The organism is Azospirillum sp. SYSU D00513, assembly GCF_017356015.1.
GTDB lineage: Bacteria > Pseudomonadota > Alphaproteobacteria > Azospirillales > Azospirillaceae > Azospirillum.
The window spans coordinates 1-18,622 of the sequence record NZ_JAFIQV010000051.1 but is presented as its reverse complement, the minus strand read 5'-3'; the positions used below and the strand labels follow the sequence as shown (position 1 = coordinate 18,622).

Annotated in this window: 11 protein-coding genes, 1 tRNA gene and 2 pseudogenes; 8 read left to right on the top strand and 6 right to left on the bottom strand. The window is 68.6% G+C overall.

The window, feature by feature from the left end:
* Positions 1-10: 10 nt before the first annotated feature.
* Both JUB11_RS27400 and JUB11_RS27395 read right to left on the bottom strand, forming a co-directional pair.
* A complete protein-coding gene (locus JUB11_RS27400) occupies positions 11-661 on the bottom strand; it encodes a ribonuclease H-like domain-containing protein (RefSeq protein WP_247887366.1) in 651 nt (216 codons plus the stop codon).
* A 140-nt stretch (positions 662-801) separates the two neighbouring features.
* Positions 802-888: transfer RNA gene (locus JUB11_RS27395), tRNA-Leu, on the bottom strand.
* Between the two features lie 267 nt (positions 889-1,155).
* On the opposite strand from JUB11_RS27395, the gene JUB11_RS27390 reads away from it, so the two are divergent.
* Positions 1,156-2,154 carry a complex I NDUFA9 subunit family protein gene (locus JUB11_RS27390; RefSeq protein WP_207461973.1) on the top strand — a complete coding sequence of 333 codons (999 nt, stop codon included), beginning with the start codon at positions 1,156-1,158 and terminating at the stop codon, positions 2,152-2,154.
* A gap of 79 nt (positions 2,155-2,233) precedes the next feature.
* On the opposite strand, the gene JUB11_RS27385 is transcribed toward JUB11_RS27390, so the two are convergent.
* The gene (locus tag JUB11_RS27385; protein ID WP_207461972.1) at positions 2,234-3,037 is read right to left on the bottom strand and encodes an undecaprenyl-diphosphate phosphatase; all 804 of its coding nucleotides are present in this window, start codon (positions 3,035-3,037) and stop codon (positions 2,234-2,236) included.
* 385 nt (positions 3,038-3,422) lie between these two features.
* Between JUB11_RS27385 and JUB11_RS27380 the strand changes: the two genes are divergently transcribed.
* The 3 genes from JUB11_RS27380 (at position 3,423) to JUB11_RS27370 (ending at position 10,376) form a co-directional block, all read left to right on the top strand.
* Entirely contained in the window at positions 3,423-4,874 is a 1,452-nt protein-coding gene (locus JUB11_RS27380; protein WP_207461971.1) for an NAD(P)-dependent oxidoreductase, read from the top strand.
* A gap of 135 nt (positions 4,875-5,009) precedes the next feature.
* Positions 5,010-9,551 carry a glutamate synthase large subunit gene (gene gltB / locus JUB11_RS27375; protein ID WP_207461970.1) on the top strand — a complete coding sequence of 1,514 codons (4,542 nt, stop codon included), beginning with the start codon at positions 5,010-5,012 and terminating at the stop codon, positions 9,549-9,551.
* Positions 9,552-9,707: 156 nt separating this feature from the next.
* A complete protein-coding gene (locus tag JUB11_RS27370) occupies positions 9,708-10,376 on the top strand; it encodes a glutathione S-transferase family protein (protein WP_207461969.1) in 669 nt (222 codons plus the stop codon).
* A 478-nt stretch (positions 10,377-10,854) separates the two neighbouring features.
* On the opposite strand, the gene JUB11_RS27365 is transcribed toward JUB11_RS27370, so the two are convergent.
* The gene (locus JUB11_RS27365; protein WP_207461968.1) at positions 10,855-11,643 is read right to left on the bottom strand and encodes a tetratricopeptide repeat protein; all 789 of its coding nucleotides are present in this window, start codon (positions 11,641-11,643) and stop codon (positions 10,855-10,857) included.
* A 49-nt stretch (positions 11,644-11,692) separates the two neighbouring features.
* On the opposite strand from JUB11_RS27365, the gene JUB11_RS27360 reads away from it, so the two are divergent.
* The 4 genes from JUB11_RS27360 (at position 11,693) to gyrB (ending at position 17,875) form a co-directional block, all read left to right on the top strand.
* Positions 11,693-12,607, top strand: coding sequence for an SDR family oxidoreductase (locus JUB11_RS27360; protein WP_207461993.1), 915 nt, complete (start codon positions 11,693-11,695; stop codon positions 12,605-12,607).
* Positions 12,608-12,768: 161 nt separating this feature from the next.
* Entirely contained in the window at positions 12,769-13,899 is a 1,131-nt protein-coding gene (dnaN, locus tag JUB11_RS27355; RefSeq protein ID WP_207461967.1) for a DNA polymerase III subunit beta, read from the top strand.
* 247 nt (positions 13,900-14,146) lie between these two features.
* The gene (gene recF / locus JUB11_RS27350) at positions 14,147-15,307 is read left to right on the top strand and encodes a DNA replication/repair protein RecF (protein ID WP_207461966.1); all 1,161 of its coding nucleotides are present in this window, start codon (positions 14,147-14,149) and stop codon (positions 15,305-15,307) included.
* A 96-nt stretch (positions 15,308-15,403) separates the two neighbouring features.
* Positions 15,404-17,875, top strand: coding sequence for a DNA topoisomerase (ATP-hydrolyzing) subunit B (gyrB, locus tag JUB11_RS27345; protein WP_207461965.1), 2,472 nt, complete (start codon positions 15,404-15,406; stop codon positions 17,873-17,875).
* A 269-nt stretch (positions 17,876-18,144) separates the two neighbouring features.
* On the opposite strand, the pseudogene JUB11_RS33005 reads toward gyrB, so the two are convergent.
* Together JUB11_RS33005 and JUB11_RS27340 are read right to left on the bottom strand one after the other, a co-directional pair.
* Positions 18,145-18,453, bottom strand: a pseudogene (locus JUB11_RS33005) (transposase); the annotation flags it as partial.
* 38 nt (positions 18,454-18,491) lie between these two features.
* Positions 18,492-18,622 (bottom strand): annotated as a pseudogene (locus tag JUB11_RS27340) (IS256 family transposase); the annotation flags it as partial.

Genomic DNA, 18,622 nt, shown 5'->3' with positions numbered 1-18,622 from the left:
GCCGGGCCGGTCAATGGGCGAGGATGTCCGGCTCGCTCCATCCGCCGAGGTCCAGCGCGCCGCGCGCCGGCAGAAAGCGGAAGCAGGCCTCGGCCAGCTCCACCCGCCCCTCGCGCTCCAGCATCCGGTCGAGCCGGTCGCGCAGGTCGTGCAGGTGCAGCACGTCCGACGCCGCGTACTTCATCTGCTCCGGCGTCAGGGCCGCGGCACCCCAGTCCGAGGATTGCTGCTGCTTGGACAGCTCCACCCCCAGCAGGTCGCGGCAGAGGTCCTTCAGCCCGTGCCGGTCGGTGAAGGTGCGGACCAGCTTCGAGGCGACCTTCGTGCAGTAGACCGGCGCGCAGGTCACGCCGAGATAGGCCTGGAGCGCCGCCACGTCGAAGCGGGCGAAATGGAAGAGCTTGGTGACCTCCCCGTCCGCCAGAAGCCGCGTGAGGTTCGGCGCCTCGTAGCGGCCTTTCCGGAACTGCACGAGATGCGCGCTGCCGTCGCCGGCGGAGAGCTGGACGAGGCACAGCCGGTCGCGGTGCGGGTTCAGCCCCATCGTCTCTGTGTCCACGGCGACGGCGCCGCCACGCGCCGCGGCCTTCAGGTCGAGCCCGTCGGGAAGGTCCCCGTCATGGAGCGTGATGGGAACGGCGTTGGACACCGCGTTGGACAAGGAAGGCCTCCCGCGCATGGAACCCGGCGATCGATGTGGATGGCTTTTGGACGGGCGCCCGGATCGGAAGACCGGAATCAGGAGCCCGGAAACGACAAACGCCGCTCTGCCCTGCGGCATGCGGCGTTGTCGGGTAGATATGGTGCCCAGGAGAAGACTCGAACTTCCACGACATTTCTGCCACAGGTACCTGAAACCTGCGCGTCTACCAATTCCGCCACCTGGGCTCAGCAACCGGTGCTCGGTGCGGTGGGCGGTTTTTAGCGATCCGTCCGGCGCCCGTCAACAGGTTTTTTCACGCCCTCCCGCCGCCCCTGCCGGACGGCCGGCGGGGCGCGCCCCGCCCTGCGGAAAGGGCGCCCGAGGGGTCTGGCCTGAATTGCGAGCCTTCTATATAAGCTTGCGCCGTTGAATTCGGAATTTGGCCGGTGATTGGCCCGCGCGGCTCACGTCAACGGGGCACGGCAGCCACGAAGGCACAGGGGAGAGGGTCGATGACTTATCGCAGTCAGGTTGTCACGGTGTTCGGCGGGTCGGGCTTCATCGGCCGCCATCTGATCCGGAAGATCGCCAAGCACGGCGCCACGGTGCGCATCGTCTCCCGGCATCCGGGCCAGGGCAATTACCTGCGCACGGCGGGGTCGGTCGGCCAGATCGCGTCGCTGTCGGCGGACGTGATGGACGACGAGTCGGTCGCCCGCGTCATCAAGGGCAGCGACATCGTCATCAACCTCATCGGCGCCCTGTTCGAGCGCGGCCCCTGGAGCTTCGACGCCGTCCATGTCGAGGCCCCGGCCCGCATCGCCCGCATCGCCAAGGCCGCCGGGGTGCAGAGCTTCGTCCATGTCTCCGCGCTCGGCGCCGACGAGGGCTCCAAGTCCACCTACGCGCGCAGCAAGGCGCAGGGCGAGAAGCGGGTGCTGGAGGCCTTCCCCGAGGCCGTGATCCTGCGCCCCAGCGTCGTCTTCGGCCCGGACGACCGGTTCTTCAACAAGTTCGCCGCGATGGCGCAGGTGATGCCGGTCCTGCCGCTGGTCGGCGGCGGCGAGACGAAGTTCCAGCCGGTCTATGTCGGCGACCTCGCCGAGGCCATCATCCGCGCCCTGCAGGTGCCCGAGGCCAAGGGGAAGACCTTCGCGCTGGGCGGCCCGCGCGTCTACAGCTTCCGCGAGATGATGGAACTGATGCTGTCGGAGATCCGCCGCAAGCGCCGCCTGTGGCCGGTGAGCTGGAGCCTGTCGGAAACGCTCGGCCGCGTCTTCGAGAAGATCCCCGTCATCACCCCGCTGGTGACCCGCGACCAGGTGGAGCTGCTGAAGACGGACAACGTCGTTCCGGAGGACGCCCCCGGCTTCAAGGAGCTGGGCATGACCGAGCTGACCTCCTGCGAGGTGATGCTGCCGACCTACCTGCACCGCTTCATCGTCGGCGGCCGCAACGCCACGCTGACCCGCGACGTCAGCAAGTTCAACAAGTACCCCAGCGCGCACTGACCGGCCGGCACGGCCCGTCACGCGCAGCAAAAAAGCCCCGGCCTCGCGGCCGGGGCTTTTTCATGCGCGAAGGTGGCCCTCACAGGTGCAGGAAGGCCAGCATGCCGAGGCCGAGCGCGATGCGGTACCAGCCGAAGGGGGCGAAGCCGTAGCGGCCGACGAACTCCACCAGCGTCTTGACGACCAGCGCCGCGGCGATGAAGGCGGCGATGAAGCCAACGGCGACGAGGCCGCCCGCGTCGAGGCTCATCTCCCCCCAGTTCTTGTAGAGGTCGTAGACGGTGGCGCCGGCCATCGTCGGCACGGCGAGAAAGAAGGTGAACTCCGCGGCGGTGCGGCGGTCCACCCCCATCATCAGCGAGCCGATGATGGTGGCGCCGGAGCGCGACACGCCGGGCACCAGCGCCAGACACTGGAACAGGCCGATCTTGAGGGCGAGCGGTGCGGGGAAGCGCTCGATCTCCTTGTGCCGCGTCGGGGGCAGGTAACGCTCGATCACCAGGATGGCGATGCCGCCGAGAACCAGCATCACGCTCACCACGGTCGGGTTGAACAGCCTCTCCTTGATGAAGCCGTGCAGCAGGGCGCCCAGGATCATGGCCGGCAGAAAGGCCAGCAGCACCGCCCGGACGAAGCGCCAGGCGTCGGGGTCGGCGCGCAGCATCCCCGTCAGGACGCGCTGGAAGCGGCCGAAATAGACGAGGCAGATGGCCAGGATCGCGCCAAGCTGGATCACCACCTCGAACACCCGCCCGGGAGGCCCCTGGAACCCGAGCAGCTCGCCGAAGAGGATGAGGTGGCCGGTCGAGGACACAGGCAGGAATTCCGTCAGCCCCTCCAGGAGGCCGAGGAGGGCGGCGTTGAAAAGCTGGTCGGTCGGCATGCGGCGAAACGCTTTCGCTGTGAATGCGGCGGGGGGACAGCGGGCTTATAGCAGCGGCGGCTTCGCTTGACGATGTGAATGGGTTGGTACCCCAAAGAGGGCGATAGGTCCGTATCGGTACTATTTTTCTCCCGGTTTCGCGCGCAATCTTTGGGCAGGCGGCGCGGTTCGGCGGCAGCCTGGAAAATTCGGGTCAGGTATGCTGACCAATCGGCGTTTTTATGCTCGCAACCCCTTGGCACGTGCGGTATATGACCCATGACTTGCGATGGACGCAGGTTTCTCTATCCACCGATGACTGTGCCGAAGAGACCGGCACGGCCTCGCTAGCCAAGAGGTCCGCCCCCGGCCGGGGGTGCGGGCTCGCGAAGAAGGAGCAGGCGCCATGGCGAACCAGAGGATGTTGGGCTTTGTGCACACCGCGCAGCGGATGCCCGACAAGCGTTCGGCCGAGGAGCGCCGCCAGGACTTCGGCGAGATCTACGCGCAGTTCTCCGACGAGCGCGCGCACGAGCAGTCCAACCGCTGCTCCCAGTGCGGGGTTCCCTTCTGCCAAGTCCACTGCCCGGTCGCCAACAACATCCCGGACTGGCTGAAGCTGACCGCCGAGGGCCGGCTGGAGGAGGCCTACGAGGCCTCGCAGGCGACCAACAACTTCGGCGAGATCTGCGGCCGCATCTGCCCGCAGGACCGGCTGTGCGAGGGCAACTGCGTCATCGAGCAGTCCACCCACGGCGCCGTGACCATCGGCTCGGTGGAGAAGTACATCAACGACACGGCCTGGGAGAACGGCTGGGTCAAGCCGCGCAAGCCCTCGCGCGAGCTGGGCCAGTCCGTCGGCATCATCGGCGCCGGCCCGGCCGGCCTCGCCGCCGCCGAGGAGCTGCGCGCCAAGGGCTACGAGGTGCATGTCTACGACCGCTACGACCGCATGGGCGGTCTGATGGTCTACGGCATCCCCTCCTTCAAGCTGGAGAAGTACGTCGTCGAGCGGCGCGTGAAGCTGCTGGCCGAGGCCGGGGTGATCTATCACCCGAGCTTCGAGGTCGGCCGCGACGCCTCGCTGGCCGAGCTGCGCGACCGCCACGTGGCCGTGCTGGTCGCGACCGGTGTCTACAAGGCCCGCGACCTCGACCTGCCCGGTGCGGACCTCGGCAACATCGTGCCGGCGCTGCAGTACCTCACCACCTCCAACCGCGTCGGTCTGGGCGACACGGTCGCCGCCTACGAGGACGGCTCGCTGAACGCCGCGGGCAAGAAGGTCGTGGTGCTGGGCGGCGGCGACACCGCCATGGACTGCGTGCGCACCGCCATCCGCCAGGGCGCCACCTCCGTGAAGTGTCTGTACCGCCGCGACCGCAAGAACATGCCGGGCTCGCAGCGCGAGGTCGCCCACGCCGAGGAAGAGGGCGTTGAGTTCCTCTGGCAGGCCGCCCCTGAGAGCTTCGACGGCGCCGGTGGCAAGGTCAGCGGCGTCAAGGCCGTCCGCATCCATCTGGGTGTGGCCGACGCCACCGGCCGCCAGACGCCGCAGGTGATGGAAGGCTCCGAGTTCACGGTCGAGGCCGACCTCGTCATCAAGGCGCTGGGCTTCGAACCGGAGGACCTGCCTGGCCTGTTCGGCGACAAGGAGCTGAAGGTCACGCGCTGGGGCACCCTGCTGGTCGATTACCGCAACAAGATGACCAACCTGGACGGCGTCTTCGCCGCGGGCGACATCGTGCGCGGCGCCAGCCTCGTCGTGTGGGCGATCCGCGACGGCCGCGAGGCCGCCGACGGCATCCACGCCTACGCCCAGGCGAAGGCCCGGGCCGGCATGGCCCAAGCCGCCGAATAAGACGGCCGCCCGGCAAGAACCGCCGGAACCGGCACCTCAAACATCGATATCCGGGAACCGGGGGCCGAGAGGCCTCCGGTGGGGGAGAAGGGGGCGGCGCCCCCTTCGGAACAGACTGACGGAAAGGGTCCACCCATGGCCACCGAGATGAACCAGGGCGAGCAGTTCGTTGCCGAGTACCGCGCCAACGCGGAGGCGCTCACCACTGCCCATGCCTACGATCCGTCGGACGAGCATGACGCCTGCGGCGTCGGCCTGATCGCCGCGATCGACGGCAAGCCCCGCCGCTCGGTGGTCGAGAAGGGCATCGAGGCCCTGAAGGCCGTCTGGCACCGCGGCGCCGTGGACGCCGACGGCAAGACCGGCGACGGCGCCGGCATCCATGTCCAGGTCCCGCAGAAGTTCTTCAAGGACCATGTCGCGGTGGTCGGCCACCGCGCGCCGGAGAACAACCTGGCGGTCGGCCAGGTCTTCCTGCCGCGCATCAACATGGAAGCGCAGGAAGCCTGCCGCTGCATCGTCGAGACCGAGATCCTCAGCTTCGGCTACTACATCTACGGCTGGCGCCAGGTGCCGGTGAACGTCGACATCGTCGGCGAGAAGGCCAACGCCACCCGGCCGGAGATCGAGCAGATCATCATCGGCAACAGCAAGGGCGTCTCGGACGAACAGTTCGAGCTGGACCTCTATGTCATCCGCCGCCGCATCGAGCGGGCGGTGAAGAACGAGCAGATCAACGACTTCTACATCTGCTCGCTGTCGGCGCGCTCGATCATCTACAAGGGCATGTTCCTCGCCGAGCAGCTGACGACCTTCTACCCGGACCTGCTGGACGAGCGCTTCGAGTCGAGCTTCGCCATCTACCACCAGCGCTACTCGACCAACACCTTCCCGACCTGGCCGCTGGCCCAGCCCTTCCGCATGCTCGCCCACAACGGCGAGATCAACACGCTGAAGGGCAACGTCAACTGGATGAAGGCCCACGAGACGCGCATGGAGCATGCGGCGTTCGGGTCCTACGTCGGCGACATCAAGCCGGTGATCGGCGTCGGCCTGTCCGACTCCGGCGCGCTGGACGCCGTGTTCGAGGTTCTGGTCCGTGCCGGCCGCACCGCGCCGATGGTCAAGGTCATGCTGGTGCCCGAAGCGATGACCCGCTCGGCCTCCATGCCCGAGGACTACCAGGCGCTGATCGGCTACTGCAACTCGGTGATGGAGCCGTGGGACGGCCCGGCGGCACTCGCCATGACCGACGGCCGCTGGGTCGTCGGCGGCATGGACCGCAACGGCCTGCGCCCGATGCGCTACACCATCACCACCGACGGGCTGCTGATCGCCGGCTCCGAGACGGGCATGGTGCGCATCGACGAGTCCCAGGTGATCGAGAAGGGCCGCCTCGGGCCCGGGGAGATGATCGCCGTCGATCTCGGCGCCGGCAAGCTCTACCACGACCGCGAGCTGAAGGCCCATCTGGCCGGCCAGCGCCCCTGGCCGAACTGGATGAAGAACACCACCCAGCTCGACGACCTCGTGAAGCAGGCCGCGAACCGCGGCGAGCCGTCGGAGATGGAGAAGGCCGAGCTGCGCCGCCGCCAGATGGCCTTCGGCATCACCATGGAAGACATGGAGCTGATCCTGCACCCGACGGTGGAGGACGCGAAGGAGGCCATCGGCTCGATGGGCGACGACAGCCCCATCGCCGTGCTGTCGGACAAGTACCGCGGCATGCACCACTTCTTCCGCCAGAACTTCAGCCAGGTCACCAACCCGCCCATCGACTCGCTTCGCGAGCGCCGGGTGATGAGCCTGAAGACGCGGCTGGGCAACCTCGGCAACATCCTGGACGAGGATGAGAGCCAGACCCGCCTGCTGCAGCTCGACAGCCCGGTCCTGACCACGGCCGAGTTCCGCGCCATGCGCGCCTACATGGGCGAGACGGCGGCGGAGATCGACGCGACCTTCGCGGCCGCCGCCGGTCCCGACGCGCTGCGCGACGCGCTCCGCCGCATCGGCCAGGAGGCCGAGGACGCGGTGCGCGGGGGCGCCACCCACATCATCCTGACCGACGAGCGGATGGACGCCGCCCGCGCGGCCATCCCGATGATCCTCGCCACGGGTGCGGTCCACACCCATCTGGTGCGCAACAACCTGCGCACCTTCACCTCGCTGAACGTCCGTTCGGCCGAGGCGCTGGACGTGCACTACCTCGCCGTGCTGATCGGCGTCGGCGCCACGACGGTGAACGCCTACCTGGCGCAGGAGGCCATCGCCGACCGCCACCGCCGCGGCCTGTTCGGCGCCATCTCCCTCGAGGAGTGCATGGTCCGCTACAAGAAGGCCATGGACGAGGGTCTGCTGAAGGTGATGTCCAAGATGGGCATCTCGGTCATCAGCAGCTATCGCGGCGGCTGCAACTTCGAGGCGGTGGGCCTGTCCCGCGCCATGGTCGCCGAGCATTTCCCGACCATGGTCAGCCGCATCTCCGGCATCGGCCTGAACGGCATCCAGAAGAAGGTGCTGGAGCAGCACGCCATCGCCTACAGCGAGGAGGTCGTGACGCTTCCGGTCGGCGGCTTCTACCGCTTCCGCAAGACGGGCGACCGGCACGGCTGGGAGGGCGGCATCATCCACACCCTCCAGCAGGCGGTCACCAACGACAGCTACACCGCCTTCAAGAAGTACTCGGAGCAGGTGAACAAGCGGCCGCCGATGCAGATCCGCGACCTGCTGGAGTTCCGCTCGGCCAACAAGCCGGTCTCGGTGGACGAGGTCGAGAGCATCACCGCGATCCGCAAGCGCTTCATCACGCCGGGCATGTCCATGGGCGCCCTGTCGCCCGAGGCGCACGGCACGCTGAATGTCGCCATGAACCGCATCGGCGCCCGCTCCGACTCGGGCGAGGGCGGCGAGGATCCGGCGCGCTTCCGCCCGGACAAGAACGGCGACAACTGGAACTCCGCGATCAAGCAGGTGGCCTCGGGCCGCTTCGGCGTCACCGCCGAGTACCTGAACCAGTGCCGCGAGCTGGAGATCAAGGTGGCCCAGGGCGCCAAGCCCGGCGAGGGCGGCCAGCTCCCCGGCTTCAAGGTGACGGAGATGATCGCGCGTCTGCGTCACTCGACGCCGGGCGTCACGCTCATCAGCCCGCCGCCGCACCATGACATCTACTCGATCGAGGATCTGGCGCAGCTCATCTACGACCTGAAGCAGATCAACCCGGACGCCAAGGTCACGGTGAAGCTGGTCAGCCGGTCGGGCATCGGCACCATCGCCGCCGGTGTCGCCAAGGCCAACGCCGACATCATCCTGATCTCCGGCCACAGCGGCGGCACGGGCGCCAGCCCGCAGACCTCCGTGAAGTTCGCCGGCGTTCCGTGGGAGATGGGCCTGTCGGAGGTCCACCAGGTCCTGACGCTGAACCGCCTGCGCCACCGCGTGCGGCTGCGCACCGACGGCGGCCTGAAGACCGGCCGCGACATCGTCATCGCCGCCATGCTGGGTGCGGAGGAGTTCGGCATCGGCACGGCCTCGCTGATCGCGATGGGCTGCATCATGGTCCGCCAGTGCCACTCCAACACCTGCCCGGTCGGCGTCTGCGTGCAGGATCCGAAGCTGCGCGAGAAGTTCGTCGGCACGCCGGAGAAGGTCGTCAACCTCTTCACCTTCCTGGCCGAGGAGGTCCGCGAGATCCTGGCCCAGCTCGGCTTCCGCTCGCTGAACGAGGTGATCGGCCGCACCGACCTGCTGCACCAGGTCAGCCGCGGCGCCGAGCATCTCGACGACCTCGACCTGAACCCGCTGCTGGCGCAGGTCGATCCGGGCGAGAACGCGCGCTACTGCACGCTGCAGGGCCGCAACGAGGTGCCGGACACGCTGGACGCCCGCATCGTCGCGGATGCCCGCCCGCTGTTCGAGGAGGGCGAGAAGATGCAGCTCGCCTACAATGTCCGGAACACGCAGCGCGCCATCGGCACGCGGCTGTCCTCGATGGTGACGCGCAAGTTCGGCATGTACGGGCTGCAGCCCGGCCACATCACCGTCCGGCTGCGCGGCACGGCCGGCCAGTCGCTCGGCGCCTTCGCGGTGCAGGGCATCAAGCTGGAGGTCATGGGCGACGCCAACGACTATGTCGGCAAGGGCCTGTCCGGCGGCACCATCGTGGTCAGCCCGACCAGCGCCAGCCCGCTGATCAGCAACAAGAACACGATCATCGGCAACACCGTCCTGTACGGCGCCACGGCGGGCAAGCTGTTCGCGGCGGGCCAGGCCGGCGAGCGGTTCGCGGTGCGCAACTCCGGCGCCAGCGTCGTGGTCGAGGGCTGCGGCTCCAACGGCTGCGAGTACATGACCGGCGGCGTCGCGGTGATCCTCGGCCCGGTCGGCGACAACTTCGGCGCCGGCATGACCGGGGGCATGGCCTACATCTACGACGAGCAGGGCACCCTGCCCTCGCGCGTCAACGAGGAGAGCGTGATCTACCAGCGCGTCGAGGTGGCCCATTACGAGAACCAGCTCAAGCAGCTCATCCAGGAGCATGTGCATGAGACGCAGAGCCGCTTCGCCGAGGAGCTGCTGAACGACTGGGAGCGCGTCCTGCCGAAGTTCTGGCAGATCGTGCCCAAGGAGATGCTGAAGCGTCTGGAGGTCCCCGTGACCGCCGCCAGGGCCGCCGAGTAAGGCGTTCCCCTCCAGCACCGCGACGTCAGGGCGGCCCGGGAAACCGGGCCGCCTTTTCTATTCCGAAGGGAGTAGCGGACTCCCACCAACGGGCGGCCCGCCGGGCGTCGCGCGGGCTGTTCTCACGATGGCGCTTGCGTTACAGTCCGGCCCGCCATGCGCACCCTCTATCACCACCCCCTCCATCCGTTCTCCCGCATCCTGCGGGTCGTGCTCGCCGAGAAGGGCCTTCCCTTCGAAACGGTGGTCGAAAAGCCGTGGGAATGGCGCGAGGGCTTCCTCGCCCTCAACCCGTCCGGCGAGGTCCCGGTGCTGGTGGAGGAGGACGGGACCGTCGTCGCCGGCGGCTGGCCGGCGCTGGAATATCTGATCGAGGCCTACCCCGACACGCCGCTGATGCCGCGGGAGATCGCCGAGCGCGCCGAGGTGCGCCGGCTGGTCGCCTGGTTCACCCAGAAGTTCGAGCGCGAGGTGACCGACAACCTTCTCGGCGAGAAGCTGATGAAGCGCCTGTCGGGCCAGGGCCAGCCCTACGCCCCGGCGATCCGGGCCGGGCTGCACAACATCACGGTCCACCTGGACTACATCGCCTTCCTGTCGGAACGGCGCCCCTGGCTCGCCGGAAACAGCCTCTCGCTCGCGGATATCGCGGCGGCGGCGCAGCTGAGCTGCCTGGACTATGTCGGCGACGTCCCCTGGGACAACAACCGCGAGGCCAAGGACTGGTACGCCCGCATGAAGTCCCGCCCCAGCTTCCGCCCCCTCCTCGCCGACAGCATCCCCGGCGCGCCCCCGCCCAGGCACTACGCGGATCTGGATTTCTGAGGGGCTGGCTGCGCAGGAGCAGCTTTGACCAGCAGCCTGCAACGCTCCGTCATCCCCGCGAAAGCACATAAGCGCTAACTTTAGCGGCTAACTGACTGAAGCAAGCCTCCGCCCCCCTCCACCGTCATCCCCGCGGACGCGCATAGGCGCTGACTTTGAGGGTTGAGCGACCGAAACAACGGTTCGACCACTCTTCACCGTCATCCCCGCGGACGCGGGGATCCAGAGTTTCCAACAGGTTCGCTGCGGGAAGGGACTGGATTCCCGCTTTCGCGGGAATGACGAAGAGGGATGGCGTGGGCTTCGGTCGAACGGACGAACATGCAAAAGTTAGCGCCCATGCGCGGACGCGGGGATCCAGGGTTTCCAACGGTTTCGCTTCGGGAACACTGGATTCCCGCTTTCGCGGGAATGACGGTGGTTGATGCGGAGGGGCGTCGTCTTCGAAAGACACGCTTCGCCCATTGTCTCCCTCCCCCTACTTCTTCCCGCCCTGCCCCGCCGCCGGAACCCGATCCAGGTTGCGCCTGGCCGTCTTCGCGGCGTTGCTGTCGGGGGCGGAGCGGATGGTGTCCTGCCAGTCGGCGCGGGCGCCGTCGGCGTTGCCGGTCTCGGCGCGGAGGTTGCCGCGCAGGAGCAGGGCGTCCGGGTCGCCGGGCCGCAGGGCGATGGCGCGGTCCACGTCGGACAGGGCCTGGCGGGCGTTGGCCAGTGCCTTGTGCGCGGTGGCGCGGTAGAGCCAGGCGTCGGCGCGCTGCGGGTCCCTCTTGATGGCCTTGTCCAGGTCAGCGACGGCGTCCCAGTAGCGCTCCGTCTCGCCGCGCGCGATGGCGCGGTCGATCAGCAGGTCCACGTCCTCGGGCTGCTTGGAGAGTGCCGTGCTGTAGAGCCGGTCGGCCTGGGCCGCGTCGCCGGCGCGCAGCCAGGCCCAGCCGGCCCGCGCCAGCAGCGAGGCCTCGACCGCCGGGTCGTTCCCGCCCAGCAGCGGGGCCAGCTCCTCCAGCTGGGTGCCGGCCTCCTTGAACTCGCCCTTGTGGAAGAGGGCGAGCGCCTGGCAGAGCCGCGCGCGGTCGCCCCCGCCCTGCCTCATCCAGCTCCGCGCGCTGCCCAGCGCGTCGGACGGCGCGCGCTCGGCCAGCGTGACGCAGGCCTGGAACTGCCGGTCATGATCGATGGCGGCGGCCGGCGAGGGCGTGGAAGCGGTGGCGGCCGCGCCGGCGAGGAACAGCGCGAGCGCGGCGGCAAGGGAGGGTTTGCGTCCGGTCATGGTGGCCTTACACTCCGCCATCGCCCGACGTGACGCAAGGACCCGCATGATGACCGCTCCCCGCCTGTTCGTGTTCGGCCTCGGCTACAGCGCCGGCGTCTTCGCCGAGGCGCTGAAGGCGGACGGCTGGCGGGTCGGCGGCACCTGCCGCACGGAGGAGAAGCGGGCCGAGCTGGAGGCGCGTGGCTTCGAGGCCGTGCTGTTCGACCGCGAGCACCCCCTGCCCGACGCCCCCGCCCTGCTCGACGGCGTCACCCACCTGCTGGTCAGCGTGCCGCCCGACGCCAAGGGCGACCCGGTGCTGGACCTGCACGGCCGGGACATCGCCGGGCTGCGCAGGCTGGACTGGGCCGGATACCTCTCCACCACCGGCGTCTACGGCGACACCGGCGGGGAATGGGTAAGCGAGGCTTCCTGGCTGCGCCCCAACGGCGACCGGCAGCGCCGCCGGGTGGAGGCGGAGCGCGGCTGGCAGTATCTGCACCGGGAATACGGGGTGCCGATGCACATCTTCCGGCTGGCCGGCATCTACGGCCCCGGCCGCAGCGCCATCGATCATGTGCGCGAGGGCACGGCCAAGCGGGTGGACAAGCCGGGGCAGGTCTTCTGCCGCATCCATGTGGAGGACATCGCGGCGACCCTGCGCGCCTCCATGGCGTCGATCAGCCCCGGCGCCGTCTACAACCTCGCCGACGACCTGCCCTGCCCGTCGCACGAGGTGGTGGCCCACGCCTGCGCGCTGCTGGGGGTGGAGCCGCCGCCGCTGGTGCCCTTCGATCAGGCCGAGCTGTCGCCCATGGCGGCGAGCTTCTACGCCGACTGCCGCCGCGTGCGGAACGACCGCATCAAGACCCGGCTTGGGGTGGTGCTGAAACACCCGGACTACCGGGCCGGGCTGGCGGCCCAGCTCGCCGCGGAACGGACTGCCGAACGGGCTGCCACGGACGGGAAAATGGCGGGATGATGGCGGCGCGATGCGCGCGGCGCACGAATTTGGTTCGGTGACAACCATGTTGTGATATCATGGCCGCCCGTTCTGGGCCGCAAACCGGCCTGGATCGGCAGAGATTCGAGAAAACCGCCGGATTAAACCGCCAACCGACCTGCCGGGACAAGAAGACCAGCATGAACATCACCATCGAACGCGCCGCCCTTCTTCGGTCCCTCGGTCACGTGCAGAGTGTGGTGGAGCGGCGCAACACGATTCCGATCCTGTCGAACGTCCTGCTGCGCGCCGCCAACGGCGAGCTGTCGCTGGCGGCGACCGACATGGACCTGGAGATCGTCGAGTCGGTGCCGGCGACCGTGTCCCGCGCGGGCGGCACCACCGCTCCGGCCCACACGCTGTACGACATCGTCCGCAAGCTGCCCGACGGCAGCCAGGTGGAGCTGGAGCTGGGCGGCGAGGGCACGATCCTGACGCTGCGCGCCGGCCGGTCGCAGTTCAAGCTGTCCTGCCTGCCGGTGGAGGATTTCCCGCAGCTGTCCGGCGGCGACCTGAAGCACCGCTTCAACGTCCCGGCGGGCGAGCTGCGCCGCCTGATCGACCGCACGCGCTTCGCCATCTCCACGGAGGAGACGCGCTATTACCTGAACGGCATCTACCTGCACGCCGCCCGCTCCAAGGACAGCGGCGCCGAGCTGCCGGTGCTGCGCACCGTGGCGACGGACGGCCACCGGCTGGCGCGGGTGGAGATGCCCCTGCCGGAGGGGGCCGACGGCATCCCCGGCGTCATCGTGCCGCGCAAGACCGTCACCGAGATCCGCAAGCTGATCGACGAGGCCGCCGACGCCATCGAGCTGTCGATGTCCGACAACAAGATCCGCTTCACCTTCGATTCGGTGACCGTGACGTCGAAGCTGATCGACGGCACCTTCCCCGATTATGAGCGGGTGATCCCCGTGGGCAACGACAAGTCGATGGAGGTGGACGCCAAGCTGTTCGCCGCCGCCGTGGACCGCGTCGCCACCATCTCCACGGAGAAGAGCCGGGCCGTGAAGCTGTCGCTGAACCGCGGCGCCCTGGTGCTGTCCGCCACCAGCCCGGAGGCCGGCAGCGCCCAGGAGGAGCTGGAGGTCGATTACAGCGAGACCCCCCTGGAAATCGGCTTCAACTCTCGCTATCTGCTTGATATCACGCAGCAGATCGAGGGCGAGGGCGCCCGCTTCACGCTGGCGGACGCGGCCTCGCCGACCATCATCCGCGACGTTGCCGACGGCACCGCCTTGTATGTGCTGATGCCCATGCGTGTGTGACCAGGCGGGGGGCGCCCGATAACGCCCCGCCATGGAACGGTGCCCTCGCGCGCGTGTCGCCGGGCGCCACCGGCTCCCGCGGAGTGGTAACGGATCAGTGCTCGAAGCCAGGCGCATTCATGATTTGCCGGAGGCCATCCATCCGGCCCTTCCGGATTCGCTCCCCACGGACCTTCCGTCCGATGATGGGGAGGACGATTTGCGTCCGGCTGATGGTAAGGCCGACCTTCGGTCGGGACCCGGCGCCTTGACCGGCACGCCCACCGGATCGCTCGCCGTCACGCGGCTGACGCTGACCCGCTTCCGCGGCTACGAGGCCGCGCGGCTGGAGACGGACCGCCGCCCCGTGCTGCTGATCGGCCCGAACGGGGCCGGCAAGACCAACCTTCTTGAGGCCGTGAGCTTCCTCGCCCCCGGCCGCGGCCTGCGCGGCGCCCGGCTGTCGGAGGTGGACCGGCTCGGATCCCCGCCCGGCACCGGCTGGGCCGTCGCCGCCACGCTGGAAACCCCCATGGGTCCGCTGGACATCGGCACGGGCCGCGAGGGCAGCAGCCGCGACGGTGGGGCCGAGCGCGACCGCCGCGTGGTGCGCATCGACGGCCACCCGGCCAAGGGCCAGACGGCGCTGGCCGAGCATGTCGCCGTGGTCTGGCTGACCCCGCAGATGGACCGGCTGTTCCTGGAGGGATCGTCGGGCCGCCGCCGCTTCCTCGACCGGCTGGTCTTCGGATTCGACTCGGCCCACGCCGGGCGGCTGAACCGGTACGAGCACGCCCTGCGGGAGCGCGCGCGGCTGCTGCGCGACGGGCGGTTCGACGAGGGCTGGCTGAGCGGGCTGGAGGACCAGATGGCGACCACCGGCATCGCCGTGGCCGCCGCCCGGCGCGACGTGGTGCAGCGGCTGCGCGCCGCCTGCGCCCGCTCGGTCGGCCCCTTCCCCGCCGCCGACCTCGCCGTGCTGGGGACGGTGGAGGGCTGGCTGGACCTGGGGCCGGCGCTGGCCGCCGAGGACGCGCTGCGCCAGAGCCTGCGCGAGAGCCGCCGGCAGGATTCGGACAGCGGCGGGGCCGCCGTCGGGCCGCACAAGAGCGACCTGTCGGTCCACCACGCCGCCAAGAGCATGCCGGCGGGGCTCTGCTCCACCGGCGAGCAGAAGGCGCTGCTGATCTCCATGGTGCTGGCCAACGCCCGGCTTCTGGCGGCCGAGCGCGGGGCCGCCCCGCTTCTGCTGCTGGACGAAGTGGCCGCCCACCTGGACGGGCACCGCCGCGAGGCCCTGTTCGAGGAGATCCTGGCGCTGGGCGCCCAGGCCTGGATGACCGGCACCGACGAGGGGGTCTTCACCCCCTTCGGGCAGGACGCCAGGCGGTTCCACATCGAGGACGCGACCGTGACGCCGATCCCCTGATCCATTCCCCCTGAAGGGCTGGGGAAAACGCAAAAAAATGCGCCGTCACAGTACGGTAAATCGCCGAAATCCAACGGACTCTGGTACAATAATCGGATGGCACAGGAAGCTCTGAACAACGACCTCCTCCAGGGGGAATACGGCGCCGAGTCGATCACCGTCCTGCGTGGTCTCGACGCCGTGCGCAAGCGGCCCGGCATGTACATCGGCGACACCGATGACGGTTCGGGCCTGCACCACATGGTCTACGAGGTGGTGGACAACGCCATCGACGAGGCGCTGGCCGGCTACTGCGACAAGGTCGTGGTGCAGCTGAACGCCGACGGATCGGTGACGGTGCGCGACAACGGGCGCGGCATCCCCACCGACATCCACTCCGAGGAGGGCGTGTCGGCTGCCGAGGTCGTGATGACCCAGCTGCACGCCGGCGGCAAGTTCAACCAGAACAGCTACAAGGTCTCCGGCGGCCTGCACGGCGTGGGCGTGTCCGTCGTGAACGCCCTGTCGGAAACGCTGGACCTGCGCATCTGGCGCGGTGGCCGCGAATGGTTCATGCGCTTCCGCCACGGCGTCGCCGACGCCCGGCTGGCCGACGTCGGCCCCGCCCCGGTGCTGGAGAACGGCAAGACGCTGAGCGGCACGGAGGTGACCTTCCTGCCGTCGAAGGACACCTTCACCAACACCGAGTTCGATTATTCGACGCTGGAGCACCGGCTGCGCGAGCTGGCCTTCCTGAACTCCGGCGTGCGGCTGGTGCTGACCGACGCGCGCGGCGTCGAGCCGAAGAGCCAGGACCTGTTCTACGAGGGCGGGCTGGAGGCCTTCGTCAACTATCTCGACCGCTCCAAGGTCCCCCTGCACAAGCCGGCCATCTCCGTGAAGGCCGAGCGGCCGACCGAGCATGGCGGCGTGGTCACGGTGGAATGCTCGCTCCAGTGGAACGACAGCTACCACGAGACGACGCTCTGCTTCACCAACAACATCCCGCAGCGCGACGGCGGCACGCACCTGGCCGGCTTCCGCGCGGCGCTGACGCGCGCCATCAACAACTACGCGAACGAATCCGGCATCGCGAAGAAGGAAAAGGTCACGCTGTCGGGCGACGACGCCCGCGAGGGCCTGACCTGCGTTCTGTCGGTGAAGGTTCCGGACCCGAAATTCTCCAGCCAGACCAAGGACAAGCTCGTATCGAGCGAGGTGCGCCCGGTGGTCGAGGCCATCGTCGGCGAGGCGCTGGCCCAATATTTCGAGGAGCATCCGGCCGACGCCCGCCGCGTCGTGCAGAAGGTGGCCGAGGCCGCCGCCGCCCGTGAGGCCGCCCGCAAGGCGCGCGAGCTGACCCGGCGCAAGGGTGCGCTCGACATGGCCTCCCTGCCCGGCAAGCTGGCCGACTGCCAGGAGCGCGACCCCGCTCTGTCGGAGCTGTTCATTGTCGAGGGCGATTCGGCCGGCGGCTCCGCCAAGCAGGGCCGCTCGCGCCAGTTCCAGGCCATCCTGCCGCTCCGCGGCAAGATCCTGAACGTGGAGCGCGCGCGCTTCGACAAGATGCTGTCCTCGGCCGAGATCGGCACGCTGATCGCGGCGCTGGGCACCGGCATCGGGCGCGACGAGTTCAACCCGGACAAGACGCGCTACCACAAGATCATCATCATGACCGACGCGGACGTGGACGGCAGCCACATCCGCACGCTGCTGCTGACCTTCTTCTACCGGCAGATGCCGGAGCTGATCGAGCGCGGCTACCTCTACATCGCCCAGCCGCCGCTCTACCGCATCAAGCGCGGCAACGCGCGCGAGCGGTACCTGAAGGACGACCGGGCGCTCGAGGAATACCTGATCGAGGCGGCTCTGGGCGACCTGACGGTGCAGCGCGCCGACGGGGCGATCCTGGCCGCCGACGACCTGAAGGCGCTGGTCGAGCAGGCCCGCACCGCCCGCCAGAACATCGACGCGCTCGCCCGCAAGGCCGGCAGCTACGCCGTCGCCGAGCAGGCCGCCGTCGCCGGCGCCCTGCCGGCGGCGGCCGCCACCGACCCGGCCGTCGCCGCCGAGGCCGCGAAGGCCGTGGCCGACCGGCTGAACCGTCTGGACGAGGAAGGCGGCTGGACCGGCGAGGCCCTGCCCGAGGGCGGCTACCAGCTCGTCCGCGCCCGGCGCGGCGTGACCCACCGCCATCGCCTGGACTCCGATCTGCTGAAGAGCGCGGAGGCCCGCCGCCTGGACGCGCTCGCCGCCGACCTGAAGCGCGCCTTCACCGAGCCGGGCCGGGCCTTCGAGAAGCAGAAGGAGATCCGCAGCGTGATCGGCCCCATGGCCCTTTTCGACACGGTCATGGAGCTGGGCCGACGCGGCGTGACCATCCAGCGCTACAAGGGGCTGGGCGAGATGAACCCCGAACAGCTCTGGGAAACCACGCTGGACCCCACCAAGCGCTCCCTCCTCCAGGTCCGCGTCAACCACGCCGACGAGGCGGAGGAGGTCTTCTCCACCCTCATGGGCGACGTCGTGGAACCCCGCCGCGAGTTCATCCAGGAGAACGCTCTGAAGGTGGCGAACTTGGACGTGTAATGGGCACTTGTCGTTTCCTGAACAGAAGTTGAGAAAGCTGGCATATAGAGCGTGAACATTAGCTGTTTTACGCTCTATATGCGGCTGTTTCCGGGCTATGCATCAGTCTGGCATTACCGCGCATTCAGTTGCAAAGTTGCTGCGCCATAGATGCGCGCAGAGATGCTGTGCCGTGATCCGACTTTGGCATTTGTCTTGAGGCGAGATGCCAACACGCCGGGCGCTACGTCTTTGCGGACGTAAAGACACCTTATTAGAGCTTCGAGCGTTTAATCTGACGCATAGCCTGCGTGTTTGAGGTAGTTCCAGCACTCCTCAGGTGTGTAGAGGTCGCAAATGGAGCCGACGGCCTTCCACAGCTCCTCTATGGTTCTGGCTCCGATGCGTCGGAGATGAGCCTTGAGCTTTGCGAAGGCCATCTCGATCGGGTTGAGATCGGGGCTGTAGGGAGGCAGGAAGAGGAACCAGGCGCCGCGCTCCTTGAGGATGGTCTCGGCCTTTTTGCTTTTGTGGCTGGACAGATTGTCCAGGATGACAACGTCGCCCGGCCGCAAGGTCGGGGCGAGTTGGGTCGGGAGTGTCCGGAATTTCGTGCTCGGCAGGGGCGGTTTCAGTTTCAGGCGTTCATCGCCTTTGTGAAGCGCTCGCCGAACATGATGGCCATCTGTGCCTTGGCGGCCGTCCATTCACGGGCTGACATCTTCCAGTCTTTCTCGGCACGGTTCAAGACGAGAAACAGGAGTTTCA